General features: G+C 42.2%; 24 protein-coding genes. 10 read left to right on the top strand and 14 right to left on the bottom strand.

The window, feature by feature from the left end; translation table 11 throughout:
• Nucleotides 1-128: 128 nt before the first annotated feature.
• On the bottom strand, nucleotides 129-692 hold the full coding sequence (locus J3P43_RS07765) for a glucosaminidase domain-containing protein (RefSeq protein ID WP_255900941.1): 564 nt from the start codon (nucleotides 690-692) through the stop codon (nucleotides 129-131).
• 442 nt (nucleotides 693-1,134) lie between these two features.
• Here J3P43_RS07765 and J3P43_RS07760 point away from each other — a divergent pair, with 442 nt between their 5' ends.
• The 3 genes from J3P43_RS07760 to J3P43_RS07750 all read left to right on the top strand — a co-directional run bounded on the left by J3P43_RS07760 (nucleotide 1,135) and on the right by J3P43_RS07750 (nucleotide 2,457).
• The gene (locus J3P43_RS07760; protein WP_255900939.1) at nucleotides 1,135-1,692 is read left to right on the top strand and encodes a glycoside hydrolase family 108 protein; all 558 of its coding nucleotides are present in this window, start codon (nucleotides 1,135-1,137) and stop codon (nucleotides 1,690-1,692) included.
• 80 nt (nucleotides 1,693-1,772) lie between these two features.
• Entirely contained in the window at nucleotides 1,773-2,000 is a 228-nt protein-coding gene (locus tag J3P43_RS07755; protein WP_255900937.1) for a hypothetical protein, read from the top strand.
• A 121-nt stretch (nucleotides 2,001-2,121) separates the two neighbouring features.
• A complete protein-coding gene (locus J3P43_RS07750; protein ID WP_255900935.1) occupies nucleotides 2,122-2,457 on the top strand; it encodes a YtxH domain-containing protein in 336 nt (111 codons plus the stop codon).
• A 51-nt stretch (nucleotides 2,458-2,508) separates the two neighbouring features.
• Here the strand turns inward: J3P43_RS07750 and J3P43_RS07745 are convergent, their stop codons facing one another.
• The 5 genes from J3P43_RS07745 to J3P43_RS07725 all read right to left on the bottom strand — a co-directional run bounded on the left by J3P43_RS07745 (nucleotide 2,509) and on the right by J3P43_RS07725 (nucleotide 5,260).
• Nucleotides 2,509-2,814: a hypothetical protein gene (locus J3P43_RS07745; RefSeq protein WP_255900934.1), complete on the bottom strand. Its 306-nt coding sequence runs from the start codon at nucleotides 2,812-2,814 to the stop codon at nucleotides 2,509-2,511.
• A 62-nt stretch (nucleotides 2,815-2,876) separates the two neighbouring features.
• Complete coding sequence (locus J3P43_RS07740) at nucleotides 2,877-3,263, bottom strand: hypothetical protein (protein WP_255900932.1); 387 nt, start codon at nucleotides 3,261-3,263, stop codon at nucleotides 2,877-2,879.
• Between the two features lie 12 nt (nucleotides 3,264-3,275).
• Nucleotides 3,276-3,644, bottom strand: a complete 369-nt coding sequence (locus tag J3P43_RS07735; protein WP_255900931.1) for a GntR family transcriptional regulator — start codon at nucleotides 3,642-3,644, stop codon at nucleotides 3,276-3,278.
• Complete coding sequence (locus tag J3P43_RS07730) at nucleotides 3,645-4,424, bottom strand: hypothetical protein (RefSeq protein WP_255900928.1); 780 nt, start codon at nucleotides 4,422-4,424, stop codon at nucleotides 3,645-3,647.
• Between the two features lie 5 nt (nucleotides 4,425-4,429).
• Complete coding sequence (locus J3P43_RS07725) at nucleotides 4,430-5,260, bottom strand: ABC transporter ATP-binding protein (RefSeq protein ID WP_255900926.1); 831 nt, start codon at nucleotides 5,258-5,260, stop codon at nucleotides 4,430-4,432.
• Between the two features lie 203 nt (nucleotides 5,261-5,463).
• On the opposite strand from J3P43_RS07725, the gene J3P43_RS07720 reads away from it, so the two are divergent.
• Complete coding sequence (locus tag J3P43_RS07720) at nucleotides 5,464-5,883, top strand: DUF805 domain-containing protein (protein WP_255900924.1); 420 nt, start codon at nucleotides 5,464-5,466, stop codon at nucleotides 5,881-5,883.
• A gap of 60 nt (nucleotides 5,884-5,943) precedes the next feature.
• Entirely contained in the window at nucleotides 5,944-6,291 is a 348-nt protein-coding gene (locus tag J3P43_RS07715) for an MmcQ/YjbR family DNA-binding protein (RefSeq protein WP_255900922.1), read from the top strand.
• Here the strand turns inward: J3P43_RS07715 and J3P43_RS07710 are convergent.
• Nucleotides 6,288-6,869, bottom strand: a complete 582-nt coding sequence (locus tag J3P43_RS07710; RefSeq protein ID WP_255900920.1) for a hypothetical protein — start codon at nucleotides 6,867-6,869, stop codon at nucleotides 6,288-6,290. The two genes, J3P43_RS07715 and J3P43_RS07710, sit on opposite strands and share 4 nt — an antisense overlap.
• Nucleotides 6,870-6,904: 35 nt before the next feature.
• Here J3P43_RS07710 and J3P43_RS07705 point away from each other — a divergent pair, with 35 nt between their 5' ends.
• Together J3P43_RS07705 and J3P43_RS07700 are read left to right on the top strand one after the other, a co-directional pair.
• A complete protein-coding gene (locus tag J3P43_RS07705) occupies nucleotides 6,905-7,138 on the top strand; it encodes a 4a-hydroxytetrahydrobiopterin dehydratase (RefSeq protein ID WP_255900918.1) in 234 nt (77 codons plus the stop codon).
• A gap of 83 nt (nucleotides 7,139-7,221) precedes the next feature.
• Entirely contained in the window at nucleotides 7,222-7,668 is a 447-nt protein-coding gene (locus J3P43_RS07700) for an SRPBCC family protein (protein ID WP_255900916.1), read from the top strand.
• A 10-nt stretch (nucleotides 7,669-7,678) separates the two neighbouring features.
• Here J3P43_RS07700 and J3P43_RS07695 read toward each other — a convergent pair whose 3' ends face one another.
• The gene (locus tag J3P43_RS07695) at nucleotides 7,679-8,668 is read right to left on the bottom strand and encodes a Gfo/Idh/MocA family protein (RefSeq protein WP_255900914.1); all 990 of its coding nucleotides are present in this window, start codon (nucleotides 8,666-8,668) and stop codon (nucleotides 7,679-7,681) included.
• 86 nt (nucleotides 8,669-8,754) lie between these two features.
• Between J3P43_RS07695 and J3P43_RS07690 the strand changes: the two genes are divergently transcribed.
• A complete protein-coding gene (locus J3P43_RS07690; protein ID WP_255900912.1) occupies nucleotides 8,755-9,432 on the top strand; it encodes a pseudouridine synthase in 678 nt (225 codons plus the stop codon).
• Between the two features lie 50 nt (nucleotides 9,433-9,482).
• Entirely contained in the window at nucleotides 9,483-9,713 is a 231-nt protein-coding gene (locus J3P43_RS07685) for a hypothetical protein (protein WP_255900909.1), read from the top strand.
• 6 nt (nucleotides 9,714-9,719) lie between these two features.
• On the opposite strand, the gene J3P43_RS07680 is transcribed toward J3P43_RS07685, so the two are convergent.
• The 5 genes from J3P43_RS07680 to J3P43_RS07660 all read right to left on the bottom strand — a co-directional run bounded on the left by J3P43_RS07680 (nucleotide 9,720) and on the right by J3P43_RS07660 (nucleotide 13,585).
• The gene (locus J3P43_RS07680) at nucleotides 9,720-11,240 is read right to left on the bottom strand and encodes a sensor histidine kinase (RefSeq protein WP_255900906.1); all 1,521 of its coding nucleotides are present in this window, start codon (nucleotides 11,238-11,240) and stop codon (nucleotides 9,720-9,722) included.
• 112 nt (nucleotides 11,241-11,352) lie between these two features.
• On the bottom strand, nucleotides 11,353-11,583 hold the full coding sequence (locus J3P43_RS07675) for a hypothetical protein (RefSeq protein ID WP_255900904.1): 231 nt from the start codon (nucleotides 11,581-11,583) through the stop codon (nucleotides 11,353-11,355).
• A 108-nt stretch (nucleotides 11,584-11,691) separates the two neighbouring features.
• Nucleotides 11,692-12,105, bottom strand: a complete 414-nt coding sequence (locus tag J3P43_RS07670; protein ID WP_255900902.1) for a response regulator — start codon at nucleotides 12,103-12,105, stop codon at nucleotides 11,692-11,694.
• A gap of 127 nt (nucleotides 12,106-12,232) precedes the next feature.
• Nucleotides 12,233-12,961: an esterase family protein gene (locus J3P43_RS07665; RefSeq protein ID WP_255900899.1), complete on the bottom strand. Its 729-nt coding sequence runs from the start codon at nucleotides 12,959-12,961 to the stop codon at nucleotides 12,233-12,235.
• A 24-nt stretch (nucleotides 12,962-12,985) separates the two neighbouring features.
• On the bottom strand, nucleotides 12,986-13,585 hold the full coding sequence (locus J3P43_RS07660; RefSeq protein WP_255900896.1) for a GDSL-type esterase/lipase family protein: 600 nt from the start codon (nucleotides 13,583-13,585) through the stop codon (nucleotides 12,986-12,988).
• Between the two features lie 74 nt (nucleotides 13,586-13,659).
• Here J3P43_RS07660 and J3P43_RS07655 point away from each other — a divergent pair, with 74 nt between their 5' ends.
• A complete protein-coding gene (locus J3P43_RS07655; protein ID WP_369414782.1) occupies nucleotides 13,660-15,012 on the top strand; it encodes a DEAD/DEAH box helicase in 1,353 nt (450 codons plus the stop codon).
• 39 nt (nucleotides 15,013-15,051) lie between these two features.
• Here the strand turns inward: J3P43_RS07655 and J3P43_RS07650 are convergent, their stop codons facing one another.
• Nucleotides 15,052-17,769 (bottom strand): exo-rhamnogalacturonan lyase family protein, encoded by a 2,718-nt coding sequence (locus tag J3P43_RS07650; RefSeq protein WP_255900895.1) that lies wholly within the window; start codon nucleotides 17,767-17,769, stop codon nucleotides 15,052-15,054.
• Nucleotides 17,770-17,801 lie beyond the last annotated feature (32 nt).

Here is a 17,801-nt window from a genome sequence, read left to right as displayed (position 1 = left end):
ATATTGAGAACTAGGTAAATGTTTGTGAAATTTGTAATTCGATCCACCCGTGCAGCCAATGCAGGACTGGGTGAAAACAAAAGATGCCCGGCGTTTCTGCCAGGCATCTTTCTAAATATTATTTTGCTTTAGAATGCTCCATTCATCTGGTAAGCTAAAGCTATTTTTGACCTGTCGTGTTTAATCGTTCTGTCAATACGAGTTAAGTAATCAGATGTTTCTGAATAAAACTTTTGTATATAGTTTCTGTACTCCTGGATGTTGTTTTTAGGCAATTTAGCGATTATATAGCTTTGAAATAATGCATAGTCAATCACCGAATCTTTCCAGTCTCTGTATTGTGCATGGCCTCTGTGTACTCCGATAGCTGAAGTAGGTCTCTTTCCAGCCACCTTCATTCCAAATAAGTTATGATTTTCTTTGAAGATGTCCGATGTAAAGTTTCCTGTTTCTAATCTAGCCTGCGCTAAAACTGTTTCAGGGTATTTGATTTTAAGTTCTTTCATAAAAGAAAGCATTGCCTCTTCAGAGAATTGTTGAGTAGTGGAATCGGTTTTTACATAATTTTCAGTTGCTGATACCGATGATACTGGTGAGACATAATTTCCAATGCCGTAGCTAATAGAAACAATCAAAGCGTAGTATAAAACTTTTCTCTTGCTTACTTTTTTTAGACCTTCAAATTTTTTCATAAGATGTTTTTTTAAATAGAACCTTTTGTTTTCACTCATCATATTGCGGCATACAATATGTGTTTGTTAGATTGTTTGAAACTTAAACGGGGCGTATTTTTATTTATTTTGCCTCAGACCTCTCAGAAATAAGAGGCGTTTTTGGGCTTTTTCGAGGTGTTCGACTACTTGTTATGCCTCTTTTTATGGGTTTAAAACCTTTAAGCCCAATTTTTGAGTATTCCGGGAATGTCTATTATAGTGGAATTTTGCGTGATTTATTGCATATTATTTAGTTCCAAAAAGACATAACTATTACAAATAGTCTGATTTTTAGTGCAGTAATCTCAAAAAAAATCTTGTTTTTCCATTTCAATTGTATTCTTATATTTGAGCTAAGCAGGCATTAATTACTACTTCTGACCTGCAACGATGAGTTATATTAGCCAACCTGCAAATATATATGGCAGATTTTAAGGAAGCCTATCGCATCACAATGCAGAACGAAGGCGGGTATGCAAACGACCCGCTAGACAGAGGCGGAGAAACCTGGCGGGGAATTACACGCACCTTCTGGCCACAATGGCGGGGTTGGGCTATAATAGATAAAATTAAGCTCGCAAGCCCCGACAATCTGAATCAAGCATTGGCAAACGATATTGAACTGAATGGCCAGATTCTGCAATTTTACAAAGGCAACTATTGGGATGTTATAAAGCTGGACTCAATCAACTCGCAGCAAGTTGCAAATCAACTGTTTGATATAGCAGTGAACATGGGCGTCGGACGCGCATCAAAATTTTTGCAGAGCGCCATTGTCCCTGCAGTTTTAGTAGATAGCATTATCGGCCCGGTAACGCTCGCAGGAGCTAACGCAATGGAGCCGAAGGTTTTGTATGATGCAATTAACGTCCTCCGCGCAGAAAAATATAACCAGATAATAGCCGCCAATCCCTCGCAGGCCCGATTTAGGAAAAGCTGGTTCAGCCGGATTAAGCCATTTGATTCTTCTTCCACTTAGCTTCTGTTACAGTTTCTGAAAATTTTGAGCTCAGGTAAACTCCCATTACAAATCTGTGTTATTCCATTTTTTACACACCAATGCACTACGATCCATACCGAACCAAACTATTTGAAATGCGGTTGTCTGACATTTACAATAAATACTCCTGGCTCAGCTATGAGTTTTCTTTAAAGGATTTTATTAGCATGTTTCCGGTAGTATACAAGAGGGGAGTGCCGGTTCCGCCAGATCGCCCTGCAGGGGGTGATCTGGACCGTGATGTGTTTTTGGAGGTTCTGGTCGCTTTCAGGCAATCATTTCGCTAGCTTAAGTCCAGATTTATAGAACTATTCTTAGAATAAGCTGTTATTAATATAGTCAGCTGTTTAAATTATATAGAATGGCTTTTAATCAGATATCATCATTCATCCACTTAACACAAATATTATGAAAAACTACAAAGAGCTATTAAGCGATGCGGAATCTCTATTTAAAGATGTAACCCGCACAAATTCAAGAAGTAATAATAATGACGAAACTGCGAAGTTAATTGCAGTGGCCGCTATAGGATTGGCAGTAGGAGGGATCCTGGGAATTCTTTTCGCTCCATCTGCTGGTTCAGAAACTCGCAGTACCATTGCAGATTCGGTTAACGGCTTTAGCGGCACTGTTCGTGATAAAGCGAGACAAGGAATTGATAAACTGGCAGATTTAAAGAATCAGGCCGTTGATAATGTAAAAACGAGAGTGAACGGCTCTACAGAAACTGAGCCCGCAGTTTAAACTGCAAAGAAAAAAACGGGAGTTCCATTGGTGCTCCCGTTTTTTTATGTCTCAATTATTTAGCAGGGATAAAACTTTCCCTCTAAAGGCGACTATTGCCCCTTCCGACAGTTTATGGTCGATTTTTTGGATGTCACTATCTAATATTTCTACCGTGCTTTTTGCCAGGACATTCAATTTTAGAGACTGGATAGTGTTGTCTGAAGCAATTCTCAAGCTTCCGTCTCCTTTTTCATCTCCCACTCTTATATTCAAATATTGCATCTCGTTTTTATCAAGGTGCATCTGTACATGACTCGCTATATTAAGCTGAATGGAGTCTTGAGCAAAGCCCGATATCTGGTTATAGACACCCATATTTTTTATTGTAGTGGACTTTCTACCGTCTTTCTCCGAGATAACAGAAACTGTACTTGTATTTATTCGATTAATTCTTGGACTGATAATAACGACTTCAATTCCCGGTTGTCTGATAGCTTTTCCATCCCTTTTTTATTTAGACTTACGCTAACGGTATTGCCGTCTTGATTTACCTTTATATAGTCTTTGTCCCATTTCCTAACCCATACAGCTTCTTTTTCCCCATATTCAACGTTTACCCGAATACAGTTAGCTGCAAGGAAATCCAAGTTTTCAAACTTGCTTATTTTAACCTGGTGATATTCGTTAAAACGATTGTCCTTATAATATTCGATCCCACGTTTTTTAATCGTTAAGTATTCGGCTTTCAGTTCGAAATTGTACGCAACCAAACAAATGATCGCAACCGCTATTGCGGATAATAAGAGTATATTACTGGTTTTCATTTTATGATAAGATTAGTAGTTTTCTGATTTAAAGTCCTGATATCGCTTCCCTATCTCCTCCAGACTGATATTCAAGATGTAAATGTTTCTGAAGAATTCCGGAAGTTCCTGTTTTAAAAAGCGTTCTTTCCGATAATTCTCAATGTTTTCCATCGAATTATTAGTAGCGAAGAAGCCGATACCACGTTTGTTTGCTATTACATTCCGCTGCTGCAAAAATTCGTAGGCCCTTACTACTGTGTTTGGGTTTACCTGTAACTCCACGGCAAGCTCTCTAACAGAAGGTACCTTTTCTCCAATCGCCCACTTGCCAAGCATAATATTCTCGCTTACATATCCAGCAATTTGCAGGTATATGGCTTCATTGTCTCTAAATTCCATTTATACTTCTTTTTCCTTTAATCTGAAAAATGTGGACGTCCACATTAAAATCACCACTGCCGCCACCGCTAATGCAGAGTAGATATAATCGTTTTTTATAACTACCATCGTGATGCCCCCGTTTTCCCGGACGCCAATCCTGCCGAACGGAGTTGATGTCCCAACACCTTCACTAATAATAAACTGTATAAATTGATTATTGAGATAGCTCAAAGCAAATACCCCAATAAGGAATACAAATGCAGTTTTGATGAAATGATGTTTCTTAAAAAACACAGATCCCCACAATGCCACTGCGTGCAAAGCGGCAAAAAGATAGAACACAAAGTAAACTTTTTGCTTTTCGGAAAAGAGGTCCATCAATTTTTCATCATTTGAGAATTCTTTTATGGGGGATAGTGTCTGTATAATGATCACAACTAAATAAAATGAAGGGATGAATAGCAGTTGAAAGATTACAAATGAATAAACCCATCCTACCAGATATTTTTCAAAATGTGATGCAGGTAATGTTAAAATTGATATCGCCTTCCGTTTATTTCCAAGATCTGAAAATATGATGCTGGTGAAGATGCTTCCGGCTAAAATGTAAACGAAAATAAAAAATGGTATCTGAGTTCTGGCTGATAATCCATTGTTATCCACATACGCGATAAAGCCCATACTGATAAAGAGTACTCCTAACAAGACGGCAAACGACATCAGGTAAGTTTTATAGTTGTCTGCGGTGTGCTTTACAAAAAGCTTTGAAAAACGATTGAGGTTAAATGTTTGGTTCATTGTGATTATTTTAAGTGGTCTGTTACGGATGTATTTTCAGTAATGATGGCGTTAAACAAAAGTTCCATATCCACTTTGCTATAACTCTCTTCCGTATTGGCTACGATGGTATTGATGCCGCCTAGCCCATCCTCTGTGTACAGCGCTTTTTTTCCGTTCAACTGAGCGGAACTGGTAAATGTTAATTTGTCTGAAATCGCATCCAGACTGCTGTTTAAAACAATTTCCTGGCGATGCAGCACGATAAGCGAATCGATCAGGCTATCAAGATCACGAACTTGATGCGTGGAGATAATAATGCACCGATGCTCGGTTAGAGCAGAGGCGATGATTTTTCTAAACTGGCTTTTTGATGGGATGTCGAGGCCATTCGTCGGCTCGTCCATAATTAATAGGGACGTGTTAGCTGCGAGTCCGAAAGCGATCATTACTTTCTTCTGCTGCCCAAAGGATAGCTTATTAAGTTTACTGTCAAGAGGTACTTCGAACTCGTTCAGCATGTTGTTAAAATGCCCGATGTCGAAGTTTGGATAAAAATGCCCGGTACTTTTGGCGAATTGCGCCGGAGTTAACGAGGGAAGGTACATTTCCTCTGGAATAAAGAATAGCTCCCGTAAAAAACCAGGAAGGCGTTGCGAAGGCATGAACCCTTTTACGCTGCAAACGCCATCGATGGGGAACGCCAGTCCCGCTATGTTTTTAAGAAGGGTTGATTTGCCAGCCCCATTTTTCCCTAATAGACCATAGATATGGCCTTCAGATAAAGTTAGACTTAGGTTTTTGAATAGCAGCTTCTTTTTGCTGTATCCGAAGTTTAAATTGTTTAGTTTAATCATGATACTGTATTAGATAAATAGTACAGCGTAAATGTAGTGTATAAATTTTTCAATCCAAATTTTTCTTGTTTTAATTAAAATCTTGTCAGGTGTTTAACCGGATAGGAAACAATTGTTTATATTCGAAAGATGGAGTCTGGAACCATTTAAACAGGGCGTATCCGAAAAGCCAAACGAGTAGGGGTAAACTAAACCTAAAAATTATGAACTGGTATTTAAATGTATTGAGAAACTATGCGGTTTTCAACGGCCGTGCACGCAGGGCAGAGTATTGGATGTTCACATTGTTTCACATTATTTTTCTGGTTGTCGCTGCGGTACTGGACAATGTCTTGGGCCTGACATTTGAAGTTGCAGGACAGAGCTTGCCATATGGATATTTATATGTGGCTTACAGTTTGGCCGTAATTATTCCCGGACTGGCACTTATGGTAAGACGTTTACACGACGTAGGTAAAAGCGGTTGGTTTTTCTTTATCGCATTAATTCCTTTCATAGGAGCTATTTGGTTGCTGGTTTTAGCGTGCAAAGATAGTCAGCCGGGAGAAAACGAATACGGAGCAAACCCAAAAGAAGAGGAAACTTACCTTCCTGAGGAAGAGGTAGTACAATCCGAAATATAACATTATCAGGGTGTCAAATTAGCCGTAAAATATTTAATTTGACACCCTTGATCTTACCTTATGAATATTGAAACTCTCCGCGAATATTGTATCCAGAAGAAGGGCGTAACCGAGTGCTTTCCTTTTGGAGAGGATACTCTGGTTTTCAAGATAGGAGAAAAAATGTTTCTTCTCACCAGTCTGCAAAATCCCATAAGCTTTAATGCCAAATGTGATCCTGAAAAGGCTGTTGCTCTGAGAGAAGAATTTGAAGAAATAGTTCCCGGTTATCATATGAGTAAAGTGCATTGGAATACGGTGAGTATGGAAGGTCGCTTAAGCGAGAAGCAATTAAAAGAACTCATCGACCACTCGTATGAACTGGTTTATAATGGCTTGTCGAAAAAGGTCAAAGATTCCCTTCGTTAAGGGATTTCATAATAAATCCGTATCAATTTCGCAATGCCATTTACTACCTCAATTCTTAGATTATTATTATCCTCTGAAAGAATATAAGCACAGTTCGACGAATCCGTCCTGCCGTCCAACGCTATCTGAATGGTTGGATAGGCGGTCTCGATTTCCTTTACCGTACTTCCTGCTTTAATACCATTTCCAGTAGAATATATACGGGAGGAAGTCTCCATCGATAATATCCAAAACCGTTGGACGTCCGGCCGCGGCGAGAACAGCTCTATCGTAAGTCCGTTGTAGGAAAGAGTTTTAATCACAGAACCTCTATGTGTGTCGGCACCTTCGCCTAAAACCCGGATGGATTGTTTTAACGGTCTGCCCAAAATTTGACCTAAGTTTATATTTGAATCCCAATCACGCAGATTGAGCACCTTTTCTTTGTATGTCAGGCTGTACTGTGAAACTCCTTTTGCAGGTGTAATCGTATTGATCGTAGACCGTGATGGGGTTGTCTTGTTCGTGTTTTCCGTGTTTTCCGGATTACATGCACTTAATGTAAGAACAATAAATAAAAATAAAACCGATGTGCTCATAAAGCTCTTATATCTTTCTACTGGACAATATAATTATGGACTGGAAAACGATTAACGATCAATTAGTTAAAGAGTTTGAATTCAAAGACTTCGCAGAGGCCTGGGGATTCATGAGCAAAGTTGCACTGGCAGCAGAAAAAATGGACCATCATCCCGAGTGGACAAACACCTATAATAAAGTGATTATTCGGTTGAGTACGCATAGTGAGGGCAATATTGTAACTGAAAAGGATCGGAAGTTAGCTGGAATTATTGATAGGTTATTATAGGCAGATAGCCCTTTATCAACCATGGATTGAATTAAAATTAAACATTCTCGGTAATGTTTTGTCATGATTAAAAACAAGCTGCCATGAGGAATCCCTTAACTGTTAAAACCAGTATTAGAATTAATGCCCCAAGATCAAAAGTATGGCAGGCACTAACCGATCCGGAGCTTATTAAACAATATTTATTTGGTACCCAGGCTGAGTCTGATTGGGAGAAAGGTAGTAATATTACTTATTCTGGCGAATGGCAGGGAAAACAGTATCAGGATAAAGGGAAGATTATTGAAATTGTTCCGGAGAAATTACTGCATACCACTTATTTAAGCTCCGCCAGCGGTAAAGAAGATACACCTGAGAACTATGCTAATGTAATTTACGGGCTTGCCGAAGCAGAGGGTGAAACTGTCGTTTCGCTTTCGCAGGATAATGTTGAGAACGAAGAACAGCAGAAACATCTATATGAGAACTGGAGTGCTGTGCTTCAGAATTTGAAGCAAGTACTTGAAAAGGATATGTCTTACAACGGCTGAATCTATTGCGTCAAACCATTACCCAGCTTCCCTGTAGGTTGCTCTCCTTTATTGCTTCAATAACTTTCATGTTATTTACAGCGTCTTCTAAAGGTGTTGGAACAGAGGTGTTGTTTAAAATTGCTTTTGAAAAAAACTCTCCCTGCAACGTGTACTGATTTTGAGCTTCGATAACAAACTCTTCTCGTTTGCCATTCAGTTCCAGCCAAACGTGGGTTGCTTTGTGGGGAGGGATATTAACCGGAATTTCCACATCGATTAAGCCCTTTGTTCCGAATACCCGAAAATTTTGAAATGGCGCCAGTTGTGTAGAACAGGTAAAAGTGGAGCTCGTATTCCCAAAATCCATTATCGCCGACGCCATCCGGTCGACTCCCATTTTTTCGTCGTACTCTAACATCCCGAATACCCGAACTGGTTCCTGGCTTAGGATAAAACGCGATTGCGATATACAATAACAGCCGATATCCATTAAACCGCCACCACCAATGTCCTTCTTGTTTCGAATATTTTGGGGGTCGTCATTAAAGTAGGAAAAAAAAGCCTGGATTGTGCGCACATCGCCAATACGCTTATCATCAATCAATTTTTTAACGAACAGCCATTGCGGATGGAACCGGTACATAAAGGCCTCCATAACCTTTAAGTGGGGAAATCCTTTTGATCTCTCTAACAAGCCCTGAGCTTCGGCGCTGCTCAGCCCGATTGGCTTCTCACACAATACATGCTTACCTGCTTCCAGTGCTTTAATGGTCCAGGGGATGTGCAGGTGGTTAGGTAAGGGTATATAAATGGCGTCGATATCTGAGTCGGCCAGAAGTTCCTCGTAAGTCCCGTAGAACTTTGGAATATTCAGACGAGTTGCTGCCATTTCGGCCTGTGTTCTGTCGCGCGAAGCGATTGCAGAAATTTCACAGTATTCACCAGCTTGCATCGCAGGAACGACCTTTTCGAGCCCGATTTTCGCAGTGCTTAATATTCCCCAGCGTACTTTTTTCATTTTGTCGTTATTTCATTCAAACTTAAAAATAATTAAGGTGGTTCCTGGGTTCGGCCAGCAATTGATTTCTTACCTTCGTGCGCTTTATGTTACAAATTCTCTTCCGCGATGAGTATTTAGTTGCGATTAATAAGCCTCACGGCTTATTGGTACATCGTTCTCCAATTGCCATGGATGCCTCTGAATTCGCGCTGCAGCTATTACGCGATCAAATTAACCATTGGGTAAACCCGGTTCACCGGCTTGATCGAAAAACTGGTGGCATTCTCTTGTTTGCGCTTAATAAGGAGATCGAGGTTAGTATGCATCAGCAATTTGCAGAAAATAGGGTGAGCAAAAAATATCTTGCCATTGTGCGCGGCCATACTCAAGACAGCGAAGAAATTGATTACCCGCTGCGAAAGGAAAACGGAGTTTTGCAAGATGCTTTCACCAGGTATGTCACCTTAGAGCGCGCAGAGATTGATGTAGCCTTCGGAGCTCACCTAACTTCGAGATATTCCTTAGTAGAGGCCCGCCCCCAAACAGGGAGGATGCACCAGCTACGAAAACATTTCGCACATATTCATCACCCGATTATTGGCGACAGGCCGCATGGCTGCAATAAACAAAACAAACTGTTTAAAGATACCTGGGAAATGACTACGATGCTTCTTCATGCTTCCGAATTATCTTTTGAACATCCGGTTAGTGGTCAAGCGGTTCAAATTAAGGCTCCTTTACAGGATGAGTTCAATAGAGTGATTAAATTGATGGGATGGTGATCTTTTTTGTAAGTTTTGTCGAACTTGTGTGATTAATAAAACAGCACGAAATGAAAGTAGCAATTTTTATTCTTTTTCTGGGCTTTGCAGCCTGTGGTCCAGAGTCGTCGCCTGAAGGCCGGATGACACTTAAACTTAAAGAAATCCAAAGTCAATTAGACAGTCTAAACGGATCGACAGAACTAAAAGCGGAGATAGACAGCTTAAAAAGGCAGAATTCGGCCATCTTGGATAGTATAGGTAAAATAAACGCTGAATTGCGCGTTCTTAAGGAGAAGTAAGTTGATTTAGGCTCCCGGGTGTTTTAACGGAAGAGTAAACCAGAAAGTAGAGCCTTCGCCTTCTCTGCTGTTAACGCCCATATCTCCGCCGTGCCGTTTAATAATTCCTTTCGAGATATAAAGACCCAGGCCCATTCCGCTATAGTTTTGTGAGGTAACTTCTACCCGAAAATATCGCTGGAAAATATACTGAAGGTTATCTTTGGGTATGCCGATTCCAAAATCGGTTACCGAAACTTTTACCAGGTCTTGTTCTGGTTTTATATCTACAATAATGCGGTCGCTATTTGGCGAATACTTAATAGCGTTTGAAATAAGGTTGATGAGAACCTGTTCGATCCTGAATTTATCGGCTTGTACAACGATATCGGGATCTCCTTCCAAAAATAATTGATGTGTTTTTATAGAATTAAAGATTTCTTCCGAGGCTTCAAGTACGGCCATCCGCATGGAGAAATTGTCTAATTTGAGGCCAAGCTGATTTTCATTAATCCGGGCTACATCCAACAAATCTTTAATTATTTCGGTGAGCCGGTTAACCTGGTTATTGGCTTTAGTAATAAAGGGATAGATTTTGTTGGCATCGTTGTTCTCCAGCTTAGCTCTTCCGATAAACTGAAGATATGCCTTGATACTGGTAAGCGGCGTTTTCAATTCATGGGCGGCGATGCCGATAAAATCATCCTTTTTTGCCATCAGCGCCTTTATCTCGTTAAAAGAATATTCAAGTGAGATTGCCATCCGGTTCAAACTTATGGCGAGACTGCCTAATAAGTCGCTGTCTTCTTCCTGCAAGCGGATATGGTAATCGCCCGCAGCGATTTTATCGGCAACTCTCTCAATAATCGCTATTCGTCGCTCCTTTTCAATGCTCTCTCTCTGAATAAGCTGCTGTAACTTTGCTTTCTTATAATAAGTTTTCTTAAGCTGAGCACAGAAATAATAACTCACTGCCGCAGAAATGAGCGTAATACAGAGGATAAGGAAGGGGGTAAGCATTCTGAATGTTTCCCATTTGCTGGTTCTGATTTCTAGCAGCGCCTTTTCTCTAAGTTGCATTTTTGTGATCAAAGCCCGGGCCTGATCCATTACCTGTTTGCCTTCAAAGATTCGTTCCGCCGGTACGTTTTGGTTGTTTTTTATAAGGTTAATCTGGGATGAAAGCAGTTTGAAACGTTGTTCCACAATATTCCTCAGCAAGTTAAGTGTTTGCTGCTGCCGGGGATTATCGCCCGTAAGCAGCTTCAGCTTTTGATAACTGTCGATAGTTCTCTTATAAGCGCCATTATAAGGATCGAGCGTCCTGCTGTCCGAGGTGATAATGTATCCCCGGACACCCGTTTCTGCATCCTTAAGTTGCGAGATAAAGTATTCCAGCTCATCAAGAACTACTTCTGTATGATGAATCATCTCTGCACGATGATTTGACTCTCTTATTGCCATGAAGGATATCGCCGCCATAACTGCCAGAAGAATTATTGTATATAAAAAGGCTTTATGCAGATTCTTGATAAAAGAGCCCTTCATTGTATTGTTGGGATTTTACTTAATTTATAACAGCGACAAGGGTGATCAGGCAGCCGATGGCCAGACACTAACTAAACACCAAGAACAGAAGAATGTTCGGTGGCCGAACATTCTAGCCGGCATCTTTAATGGGCAGATAATCTATGGCCGCACCGATTTTGTATAGTGTTTCATTGTCTGACACGTCACCGGTTACATCCTCCCAGCCATTTTTACCCTTTTTAACAATATGGTTCCTCCCGTCCAGGGTTATTTCCCATAATTGAACATCTTTGTACAGAGCAGGCTTTAAAACGATTTGTTTAATGCTGTTATTTATTTCGATAGTAGTTTGATATTCCATAGATAGTTTTGCTCCGATATCAGTTCGCCTGATACCAGAGACTCGATTTACAGGTTACAACAGAAAAAGCCTATAAGATGTTCAGAAATTTTCAGAGGTTGTAGAATTCTACAAAGTCCGGGCTAGGCTTGTCTCGCGATTTGCCAGCTGCCTTTCGATGCGATTAAGCAAAGTGGAAGGTAAAAAAGGCTTCGAAACAATATCGTTGGCACCTAACTCAGTGATCGTATTGTAAATGTCCGATACTCCTGAGATGATAATTACCGGGATCGGACTGGTAGAAGGATCTTCCTTCAGAACTCTGCAGATTTCTCTGCCGTCAACAGATTCCAGCAGCAAATCTAATAAAATCAGATCAGGGTTAAAATCGTTTATTATGTCCGATATATCGAGGCCATGAGAGGATTCATATACAAAATATCCGGCATCTGTGAGCAAAGAGCTAATGCTGTTTCTAACATCTTCCTCGTCTTCAATAATAGCAATTCTTCTGGATGACTCTTTTTCTAAAACGGTTGTCATAGCAACACTACAACTTTACAGGACAATTGTTTTGGCTTCTTCTAAAACAATTGGGCGCCATTTTTAAGAAAGAAAATCAATTCAACTGAAATTATATCTTGTTATTTTAAGGTAGTTTATCTGTTAATTATAAATATATATCCAGCATTTTACGCCAGTCTCTCGCCCGGTGGGCTTCGCCATCCCAAATAAAAAGCTGGTTATTTATGCCTTTGCTTTTCAGCGCTTCGCTAAGCGCTTTGTTGTTTTCGCAAAAAGGGTCATCCCGGCCAACCGCCAACACTATTTCGAGTCGCCGTAGCGCATTGAGCAGATCCTGCTCAGAGATGTTGTGAATGTATTGGGATGGCATGTTAAAATAGATGGTCTCATCCCAGTATCCTTCAAGAAGATCGTTATAATGGTTAAGCTGCTGTGTTAAGTCATACCTTCCGCTCATAGCAACTATCTTACTGATATATTGCGGGTATTTAAACGCAAAGTTTACTGCATGATAGGCTCCCATGCTGCAGCCCGCAGCAATCATATACGAGCCGGGGTTTTTATAGTGCATAAGCGGTAGCACCTCGTTTAATATATACTGCTCATATTGCAGATGGCGGGCCATCTTTCTGTCGGGGAAGGTACCCTCGCTATAAAAACTCTCTACGTCTATACTGTCAACACAATATACCTGTAAAAAGCCTTGCTCTATTTTCGATTGTAGCGTTTCTATCAGTCGCCAGTTTTCATACTCATAAAACCGGCCGGTACGTGGTGGAAAGAACAGTACACATGCTCCACTATGTCCAAAAACCAGCAGTTCCATATCCTTTTCCAGGACTGGACTATACCATTTGTAATACTCGCGGTTCATTCTCTCAGATTGACAAAGCCGTTGTTAGATGTTACCATGTGAAAGCTTGGAAAGCAAGATTTGTTTCCACAGCTCGTATCCCTCTTTGTTTAAATGCAAGTCATCATTATCCAGGTATTCTTTTTTAGGGTAGCCGTTCTTGTCTACCATTCTGTTGTAGGTGTTTACAAAGTTCCAGTTATTATTCATCCGGCTTATCTCATTTTCAATAAGATAGTTGGTGAATTTCAGGCTTTCTATAATATTCCAGCGGGTAAGGCTGGGCTTAATCGAGATATAATAACATGGAATATCTCCGTACCGGGCCATTATTTTAACCACCAGCTGCTGAAAAAAAATAAATACTTCTTCAGGGTGCCTGCCGTCGCCCAGGTCGTTATCACCAGCATAGATAATGATTGACCCAGGATGATAATGGTGAAATATGCGTTCAAAATACCATACGCAGGCGGCGAGAGTAGACCCTCCAAATCCGAGATTTACGGGTTTGTAGGGTTGAAAATCGTCGTAGAGTGAGTGCCATAGCCTGATGGAAGAGCTTCCGTAAAATGCCGTATCGGGCCGGTATTTTAGATTTTTACCCTCTCTCTCTAAATGTTTTACTTCTTCTTCGTACCAAATCATCGCAAAAAAACTAAGGTATAACGTGGCCCAAGATAACAGTAAATGGAACTTGTTAGAAATCCACTTGTAATTGAATGGTGCGATATAACGGGTCTTGCGCTATTTGGACTACCTTTGCAGGCTATATGATTGAAATTGCTTTAGAGAACCTGAACATTAGCAGCCTAAATAAAATGCAGATCGCTGCGATAGATGCCGCCGGAAAGAATGATATGATTCTTCTGTCTCCCACCGGTTCGGGAAAAACGCTGGGTTTTCTCTTGCCCGTATTGAAGCGTTTAAAAGCGGGGGTAGAAGGCGTGCAGGCAATGATCATTGTTCCATCACGAGAATTGGCTCTCCAGATTGAACAGGTGTTTAAGGCTATGGGTACCGGTTATAAAATAAACTGCTGCTATGGCGGACATAATACGAAAATTGAGAAAAATAATTTGTCGCAGCCCCCTTCCGTGCTCGTAGGTACACCCGGTCGACTTGCTTATCATATCAGAAACGAGAATTTTCGGCTAGCTGAAATTAAGACTCTGGTGTTGGATGAGTTTGACAAAGCCCTTGAATTTGGCTTCGAAACGGATATGGCTTACATCATTAACAGGCTGCTTGCTTTAGACCGGCGAATTCTTACTTCGGCGACTCATATGCAACAGATTCCTGCATTTGCAGGCCTCAAGCACCCAGTTGAGGTCAATTTTCTTGAAGCCTATACGCCAGGCCAGCAACTCGAGCTTAAAGCGGTTCTCGCCAATCCTGCAGATAAACTGGAAATTCTCTTTTCTCTCATTTGTACGATTGGCGCAAAGCCAACGCTCATTTTTTGCAACCATCGTGAGGCTGTCGAGCGGATAAGCGATCTGCTATTTGAGAAAGGTTTGTCTCACGATATTTTTCATGGCGGCATGGAACAGGAAGACCGGGAGCTTGCCCTTATAAAGTTTAGAAACGGAAGTCATAACCTGCTAATAACTACCGATCTGGCTTCCAGGGGTTTGGATATTCCTGAAATAGAATACATTATTCATTATCAGCTTCCGCACAATGAGCAGGCCTTTTTACATCGTAACGGGCGCACCGCCAGAATGAATGCAGGCGGAACTTCGTATTTGATTATGACTGAAGAGGAAATGCCGGTTTATCTGAAGGAAATGCCACACGTTGAGAAGCTAAACAGCGATAACCATCTTCCTCAACAATCGGAATGGGCCACGCTTTATATTGCTGCGGGTAAGAAAGATAAGGTTAACAAGGTAGATATTGTGGGATTATTACTCCAGAAGGGAAAGTTGTCTAAAGAGGATCTGGGTTTGATTGAGGTGTTAGACCATTCTTCCTATGTTGCGGTTAAGCGACAAAAAATACAGACGTTAACTGGTTCGTTACGAGGAGAGAAGATCAAGAATAAGAAAGTTAAGATTGAGATTGCCAGATAGAGCTCAGCCGGGCTATTTTTAAATCCCGGCTGGCCGGTGCTATATTTTATCTCCTATAAGTGCCAGGCATTGAATGGCAGATAATCCCCATTGTGCTGCTGAATTTGTAGAAACGCCGCGGGCTTCGTTTATCGGGTTAAGTACCAAGGGGCCGAGGATGCGTTCTGTCTTCGGGGTAAAGTCGGCTGTTATGCCACCTTTCGAATGCTTGAATTCGTTCCATGCACGTTTGGCGAGCTGGTCGTCTTGTTTGCGTTTCGCAGCAAAGGCTGTGAGCCTTGAGTGGCTTTGGGCCAGATTCAGAGACCCAAGTGCCCGTCCCAATTCTTTGCTCTGTTCTTCGGCCGAGGCGTTATATAGTTCACAATATTGCAGCCATGCTTTCTCAAACTCTGGCATATCAACTGTTTTAACCAATTCGGCACATACTTCTACAAGGCCGAATACCGCACTTAAATGTGATGCGCCTACCTGGTTACCTGTTGTGATGGTGAACTTTCCGGTGGCCAGCTCCATCATTCCTCCCGAGGAAAAAAAGCCATGCGGCTGAGCGGCGATTGTGCGCATACTGTTAAGCAGTTTATCTCTCACTTTTTGATCTCCACTGCGCTCCCATTCGGTGAGCCACGCACCTGCAAGTGCTCCCCAATCCGTTCCGAAGCCAATATTTGCGAAGGCACCGTCGGGATTGGGTTCGGTTTGCTTTCCGCGACGAACTTTCCGGTTGGGCTGAATCACCAGGAGGGTTTTATCTGCGTTCACCTGTTCGCGCATAAGATCGCCCACGCGCTCGTCTGCTGTCAGATAATAATAATACCTGCGATTAGTAGCAGTGCTGATTCGTAGTTGCTTCGCGCTGCATCCCCAGTGCATTACATTATGTCGAGAGCCGAGCGGTGCGAAGGGCCCTGTGTGATGGACATCCACTTCGCCCGTGTGCCTGGTCATAGCTTCAGCTATCCTGAAGGCGTCAGGGCGTCCGGTGCGGAGAAAATAGTACCAAAGCCACAGATCAGTTGAAAGCTCGGAATTGTCCCATGCAAATCCACCTATATCGTATTTCCACACATGTCTGTCCTGATCATAGCTATGCATCACGTCTCCATAGTTCCAGAATCCATACCACTTACGCTGATCGATCTCATTTTTATAGAAATCGAAATACCAGTCGAGTTTGTCTTCAATTTCCTTCTTCTCGGGTGTGGAGCGGTCCGGAAGATCCCATATTCCCCCAAAAATTTCCATGTTTTTGTAGTATTGAGGCTCGCAGACGATCATAGGAGGGTTTCGTACAGTGTCGGCGATCTCTACCAGCCGGGCACGTGAGGGAGTGGAAGGAAGCGCCCATATCATCATTTCGCTGGTGCGGGATACGCCGTTGGGCGTTCCGAAGCCGGGTTCGTAATCTTCGTAGGTTACTTCCAGACCCCGTAGTTGTTTCTCGTAGGTGTTCTGGCCCATCCCGTCGTGATAGAAGCGTAAGTCCATGACCGGTGAGTCTGGCGCCCAAACCCACATAGTGATTTCACCAGTATCTGTTGCAGCATTCCTGATGTCAAGCTGAGCAGGATAACTCTGCCAAAAGTTACGTATCCCAAAGGCCACACCGCCCGAGGGGCCGCCAAGGAAGGCTGTTCCTGAAGCGCGTTTGCCCTGGTCGGAGTTTAACCAGGAATGACCTGTCTTGGTTCGCTTTCTTATCCCGAAAGAATCGGCATTGGGCTGAAACAGGGTATAATCACCAAAGGCTGGAATATATTGAAGGTCGTCAATCCCATCGCCGGTGATCACCGCTTTTTTTCCGTCTACCTGCGCTAGAGAAGCCTCTCTGCCAGGGCCGTGCCTCAGTCCGCTTAATCCCCTTACGCCTTCCGCGAATACGCCATTGCCTTCTCCAACGAATCGGACATGCCGATTGTGTAATTCCTCTTGAAGCGGCACCGAGAATCTTAAGCCGATGCCCTTGATGAAGTTTTTATTTTCGTCGCCATCGTAAATGATGGTATGCATGATCCTGACCGACTCGGCGCCGGCATAGAAATACAGTCGAATTATAAAAGATAGCCACCCGGTTCCCTGTGTGTTAGTGTGTCTTCCTTCTAGTTTTACTACAGATCGTACGTTGCCTTTTTGCTCCACCACCACAGACGATATTTCACCGATAAATTGCTCCGTTCTGATTGTTCCGTCGTCGCCAGGCTCTGTTTTATCCTGGCACAATAATACCAGTCGGCCCTTGGTTGCAGTTTCTTTTCCTTCCCTTGAAAGAGATGAAATTACAGTGTTTCCCTTTTTTTCAACCCTGCATGAAATGATACCGGTGTTGATGTCGATAAAGTCGGCGCTCTCGGTAACCCTTAGGGGTGTTGCTGGTACGGAGGGTTTGCCTGGTAAAAGGCGAAGGTTTTTGGCTTTGCCTGTTTCGGCGCCTAGTGCGTGCCCTGTCCATTTTAGCGAACCGTCGGGCCAGTAGGCCAGTGGCCATGACTGCAGAGGGATTTTGCTTCCTGAAGGTGTTTCTGCGGTAAAACCGGCATTTTTTTTCAGTTGACCTTTGGGCCAGGGTACACCCCATGTAGCGCCTGCCGACAAACTTGGTATTGTGCCGTCTAACCAATTAAGGTTTACGGGGCCCTGTGCGATAGGGCTGGTATGACCATTCATCAGCGACGCAAAGGCCGAGTTTAGAGGTAGTGAAGCGGCAACCAGGGTTGAAGATTTAACAAATTCGCGACGGCTTATGCTGAATTTTTTCATTAGAAATTGTGTCTTTTAACCGCCGTAAAGCG

The sequence above is a fragment of the Paradesertivirga mongoliensis genome, assembly GCF_024436395.1.
Taxonomy (GTDB): Bacteria; Bacteroidota; Bacteroidia; order Sphingobacteriales; family Sphingobacteriaceae; genus Paradesertivirga; species Paradesertivirga mongoliensis.
Note: the sequence above shows the minus strand (reverse complement) of the source record. Positions and strands in the feature narration are given on the sequence as shown.

Excerpts from the sequence above, each read along its gene's own strand:
- J3P43_RS07660 (WP_255900896.1), bottom strand. The coding sequence starts at position 13,585 with ATGATTTGGTACGAAGAAGAAGTAAAACATTTAGAGAGAGAGGGTAAA.
- J3P43_RS07720 (WP_255900924.1), top strand. The coding sequence starts at position 5,464 with ATGAACTGGTATTTAAATGTATTGAGAAACTATGCGGTTTTCAACGGC.
- J3P43_RS07695 (WP_255900914.1), bottom strand. The coding sequence starts at position 8,668 with ATGAAAAAAGTACGCTGGGGAATATTAAGCACTGCGAAAATCGGGCTC.
- J3P43_RS07655 (WP_369414782.1), top strand. The coding sequence starts at position 13,660 with ATGGTGCGATATAACGGGTCTTGCGCTATTTGGACTACCTTTGCAGGC.
- J3P43_RS07685 (WP_255900909.1), top strand. The coding sequence starts at position 9,483 with ATGAAAGTAGCAATTTTTATTCTTTTTCTGGGCTTTGCAGCCTGTGGT.
- J3P43_RS07735 (WP_255900931.1), bottom strand. The coding sequence starts at position 3,644 with ATGGAATTTAGAGACAATGAAGCCATATACCTGCAAATTGCTGGATAT.
- J3P43_RS07750 (WP_255900935.1), top strand. The coding sequence starts at position 2,122 with ATGAAAAACTACAAAGAGCTATTAAGCGATGCGGAATCTCTATTTAAA.
- J3P43_RS07680 (WP_255900906.1), bottom strand. The coding sequence starts at position 11,240 with ATGAAGGGCTCTTTTATCAAGAATCTGCATAAAGCCTTTTTATATACA.
- J3P43_RS07710 (WP_255900920.1), bottom strand. The coding sequence starts at position 6,869 with ATGAGCACATCGGTTTTATTTTTATTTATTGTTCTTACATTAAGTGCA.
- J3P43_RS07700 (WP_255900916.1), top strand. The coding sequence starts at position 7,222 with ATGAGGAATCCCTTAACTGTTAAAACCAGTATTAGAATTAATGCCCCA.
- J3P43_RS07725 (WP_255900926.1), bottom strand. The coding sequence starts at position 5,260 with ATGATTAAACTAAACAATTTAAACTTCGGATACAGCAAAAAGAAGCTG.
- J3P43_RS07745 (WP_255900934.1), bottom strand. The coding sequence starts at position 2,814 with ATGGGTGTCTATAACCAGATATCGGGCTTTGCTCAAGACTCCATTCAG.
- J3P43_RS07765 (WP_255900941.1), bottom strand. The coding sequence starts at position 692 with ATGAAAAAATTTGAAGGTCTAAAAAAAGTAAGCAAGAGAAAAGTTTTA.
- J3P43_RS07670 (WP_255900902.1), bottom strand. The coding sequence starts at position 12,105 with ATGACAACCGTTTTAGAAAAAGAGTCATCCAGAAGAATTGCTATTATT.
- J3P43_RS07760 (WP_255900939.1), top strand. The coding sequence starts at position 1,135 with ATGGCAGATTTTAAGGAAGCCTATCGCATCACAATGCAGAACGAAGGC.
- J3P43_RS07755 (WP_255900937.1), top strand. The coding sequence starts at position 1,773 with ATGCACTACGATCCATACCGAACCAAACTATTTGAAATGCGGTTGTCT.
- J3P43_RS07740 (WP_255900932.1), bottom strand. The coding sequence starts at position 3,263 with ATGAAAACCAGTAATATACTCTTATTATCCGCAATAGCGGTTGCGATC.
- J3P43_RS07715 (WP_255900922.1), top strand. The coding sequence starts at position 5,944 with ATGAATATTGAAACTCTCCGCGAATATTGTATCCAGAAGAAGGGCGTA.
- J3P43_RS07675 (WP_255900904.1), bottom strand. The coding sequence starts at position 11,583 with ATGGAATATCAAACTACTATCGAAATAAATAACAGCATTAAACAAATC.
- J3P43_RS07690 (WP_255900912.1), top strand. The coding sequence starts at position 8,755 with ATGTTACAAATTCTCTTCCGCGATGAGTATTTAGTTGCGATTAATAAG.
- J3P43_RS07730 (WP_255900928.1), bottom strand. The coding sequence starts at position 4,424 with ATGAACCAAACATTTAACCTCAATCGTTTTTCAAAGCTTTTTGTAAAG.
- J3P43_RS07650 (WP_255900895.1), bottom strand. The coding sequence starts at position 17,769 with ATGAAAAAATTCAGCATAAGCCGTCGCGAATTTGTTAAATCTTCAACC.
- J3P43_RS07705 (WP_255900918.1), top strand. The coding sequence starts at position 6,905 with ATGGACTGGAAAACGATTAACGATCAATTAGTTAAAGAGTTTGAATTC.
- J3P43_RS07665 (WP_255900899.1), bottom strand. The coding sequence starts at position 12,961 with ATGAACCGCGAGTATTACAAATGGTATAGTCCAGTCCTGGAAAAGGAT.